This window comes from Algibacter sp. (assembly GCF_049667265.1).
Lineage (GTDB): Bacteria > Bacteroidota > Bacteroidia > Flavobacteriales > Flavobacteriaceae > Algibacter_B.
The window spans coordinates 1-2886 of sequence record NZ_JBATHX010000076.1; the positions used below are offsets into that span (position 1 = coordinate 1).

Consider the following 2886-nt stretch of genomic DNA (forward strand, 5'->3'; position numbering starts at 1 on the left):
GTCAAAATAACGTAAAGCGTTGCGTAAGGCTAGTTTTTTTTCTTCAGAAGAAAGTATGTTTTTCCGCTTAGGAGCATGATTAATGCTATGGTCATAAGGTTTTAAAAGCGGAAGTTTTTCAGGAATGCCTTCTAATAATTGTTCTTGAAATGTCATGTTTTGAATGTTTAGTTACTACTATTTTGATGCGCAAAACAATGTTAACTACGGATAGCGAATATCTACCCGATGGTAAGTATTCGCTACTTTAATTCTATATGTCAATAAATAGTTATCCAATTTTTATTTTTTAATCGCGTTGGTTGCTTTGTTATAGCCGTAAGGGCAATGCCTGCATCCACTCTCGCAACAATACCCGCGTTTTAAATGGTATTGTTCTGTAAAACAGCGATATCCTTCGGGTGTTAGGTAGAAATCGCCTTCTTCAATGGGGATTATTTTTTTCATCTGATGGTAAAAATTGTTTTAGAGGTCAGATGTCATTCACCAATAATAATAAAAATAGAAGTCATAATTATCATGAGGCTCATGTCATTTGTAACAAAGATAATGTAAATTCAAGGAATTATTTCTTGATGTTTTACGTCAGGATTTCCATAAATTGTCATTCCAAAAACTTGGAGAATCTTAAGAAAAGTCTTTTTGGTTTGATTTTTGAACAGGTTTTATTATGATTTTCATTTCTAAATATTTAGTTCCTAAAGGTTATACAGGCATGACCATATTTCCTTTTGTGTTTTTGAAATCGAAACATTTGAAAGACAATCAAGTGCTAATTAATCACGAGAAAATTCATTTAAAACAGCAATTAGAACTATTAATTATTCCATTTTATATCTTTTATGGTTTGGAATTTTTATTTCGATTAATTCAATATAAAAACTGGCAAAAAGCATACAGAAATATTTCATTTGAAAGAGAGGCTTACTTGAATCAAAATAATTTAGAATACCTTCAAAATCGTTCCATATGGCGTTTTTTGAAGTATCTTTGTAAGCATGAAATTTGAGTTCGAAAATACCGAAAATCAGCAGGTAAATCTTCCGAAAAATAAAGGTGTAGAATTATTTATAAAGCGCGAAGATAAACTCCATGCTTTTGTTTCTGGGAACAAATATAGAAAGCTAAAATACAATCTTCTACAGGCCGAAAAAGCAAGTTATAAAACATTGTTGACATTTGGTGGTGCGTTTTCAAACCATATTGCTGCTGTAGCTTCAGCGGGCAGTATCATTGGTTTTAATACTATTGGAGTGATTAGAGGGGATGAGCTTCAAAATAAAATAAAAAATAATCCAACCTTAAATTTTGCTAAAGAAAATGGGATGCAATTTAAATTTGTGTCTCGTGAAACTTATAGGAATAAAACTTCTGAAACTTTTTTAAAATCTTTGGAAGATGAATTTGGCGAATTTTACATGATTCCGGAAGGCGGAACAAATACTTTGGCAGTAAAAGGTTGCGAAGAGATTTTAACTGAAGCAGATGAGGAATTTGATTATATCTGTTGTGCTGTTGGAACAGGCGGAACCATTTCAGGACTAATAAATTGTTCAAAACCTAGTCAACAAGTTTTAGGTTTTCCTGCCCTAAAAGGCGACTTTTTAAAAGAAGATATTAGTAAATTTGCTACTCAAACCAATTGGAAATTAATTACCGACTATCATTTTGGTGGTTACGCTAAAATAAATGAAGAATTAGTGGCGTTTATTAATCGGTTTAAAGCTGATTTAAATGTGCCTCTAGATCCCGTTTATACAGGAAAAATGCTTTTCGGGATAATGGATTTAATTGAAAAGGATTTTTTTCCAAAAGGTTCGAAAATATTAGCAATTCACACAGGTGGTTTGCAAGGGATTCAAGGTATGAATGCCGTTTTAAAAAAGAAAAATTTACCCATAATTGTATAGTTAAATGAAACAAATATTATTATTGATTTGTGTTGTGAGTTTGGCATTTAGTTGTAAATCCAAAAAAGGGATTGTCACTAAAAGGACTAATAGCGAAACCAAACAAGTGGAAAAACAAAAAGAGGAAGCAAACACTTCCACAAAAGTATATGCCAATAACACCGAGCAATATATAGACACGCACAAAGCAACAGCACAAGAAGAAATGAGTTTGTATGGCATTCCTGCAAGTATCACCATTGCACAAGGTATTTTAGAATCGGGTTCTGGAAATGGGCGATTATCTGTTGAGGCTAACAATCATTTTGGAATTAAATGCCATGAATGGACGGGCCAAAGAATTTTTCATGATGATGATGAGGCGCAAGAATGTTTCAGGAAATATAAGGATGCTAAATATTCATTTAGAGATCATTCGTTGTTTTTAACTGAACGAAACCGGTATTCAAAACTTTTTGAATTAAAAAAGGAAGATTATAAAGGTTGGGCTAAGGGATTGAAAGCAGCGGGTTATGCAACCGATAAAAAATATCCGCATAAACTTATCAGTTTAATTGAACGCTATCAATTGTATCAGTTAGATAAAGAAGTGCTTGGTGATAGCTACTCGACTTTTGAAGACCCTTTAGAGCAAGGATTAACAACCTATACCGTAACTAAAGGCGATACATTATATTCAATTTCTAGAATGTATAAAATATCAGTTGAAGAACTTCAAAATTTAAATGGTTTAAACGATACGGCACTTAGTATAGGGCAGGAGTTAGTTGTAAAACCATCATCAAAAAATAATTAGTTTATATGATTTATAAAAGAAGCAGCGCATTATTTGCTGAAGCCGAAAAGGTAATTCCTGGAGGTGTAAACTCACCAGTAAGAGCCTTTAAAGGCGTTGGCGGAACACCTATTTTTGTTAAAGAAGCCAAAGGAGCGTATTTGTATGACGAAGATGGAAATCGTTTAATCGATTACATAA

The 2886-nt window shown here is 32.7% G+C and carries 4 protein-coding genes and 1 pseudogene; 4 read left to right on the forward strand and 1 reads right to left on the reverse strand.

Annotated elements, in window-relative coordinates:
- Window positions 1–282 precede the first annotated feature (282 nt).
- Window positions 283–447: a DUF5522 domain-containing protein gene (locus WBN21_RS02790; protein ID WP_424197777.1), complete on the reverse strand. Its 165-nt coding sequence runs from the start codon at window positions 445–447 to the stop codon at window positions 283–285.
- A 223-nt stretch (window positions 448–670) separates the two neighbouring features.
- Between WBN21_RS02790 and WBN21_RS02795 the strand changes: the two genes are divergently transcribed.
- The 4 genes and pseudogenes from WBN21_RS02795 to WBN21_RS02810 form a co-directional block, all read left to right on the forward strand.
- On the forward strand, window positions 671–1009 hold the full coding sequence (locus tag WBN21_RS02795) for a hypothetical protein (protein WP_424197778.1): 339 nt from the start codon (window positions 671–673) through the stop codon (window positions 1007–1009).
- Window positions 999–1910, forward strand: a complete 912-nt coding sequence (locus tag WBN21_RS02800; RefSeq protein ID WP_424197779.1) for a 1-aminocyclopropane-1-carboxylate deaminase/D-cysteine desulfhydrase — start codon at window positions 999–1001, stop codon at window positions 1908–1910. The genes WBN21_RS02795 and WBN21_RS02800 overlap by 11 nt, the downstream gene beginning before the upstream one ends.
- A 4-nt stretch (window positions 1911–1914) precedes the next feature.
- Window positions 1915–2706: a glucosaminidase domain-containing protein gene (locus WBN21_RS02805; protein WP_424197780.1), complete on the forward strand. Its 792-nt coding sequence runs from the start codon at window positions 1915–1917 to the stop codon at window positions 2704–2706.
- 5 nt (window positions 2707–2711) lie between these two features.
- Window positions 2712–2886, forward strand: a pseudogene (locus WBN21_RS02810) (aspartate aminotransferase family protein); the annotation flags it as partial.

What these genes read in the sequence shown, in the direction of transcription:
- WBN21_RS02790 (WP_424197777.1), bottom strand. Translation starts at nt 447, where the DNA reads ATGAAAAAAATAATCCCCATTGAAGAAGGCGATTTCTACCTAACACCC.
- WBN21_RS02795 (WP_424197778.1), top strand. Translation starts at nt 671, where the DNA reads ATGATTTTCATTTCTAAATATTTAGTTCCTAAAGGTTATACAGGCATG.
- WBN21_RS02805 (WP_424197780.1), top strand. Translation starts at nt 1,915, where the DNA reads ATGAAACAAATATTATTATTGATTTGTGTTGTGAGTTTGGCATTTAGT.
- WBN21_RS02800 (WP_424197779.1), top strand. Translation starts at nt 999, where the DNA reads ATGAAATTTGAGTTCGAAAATACCGAAAATCAGCAGGTAAATCTTCCG.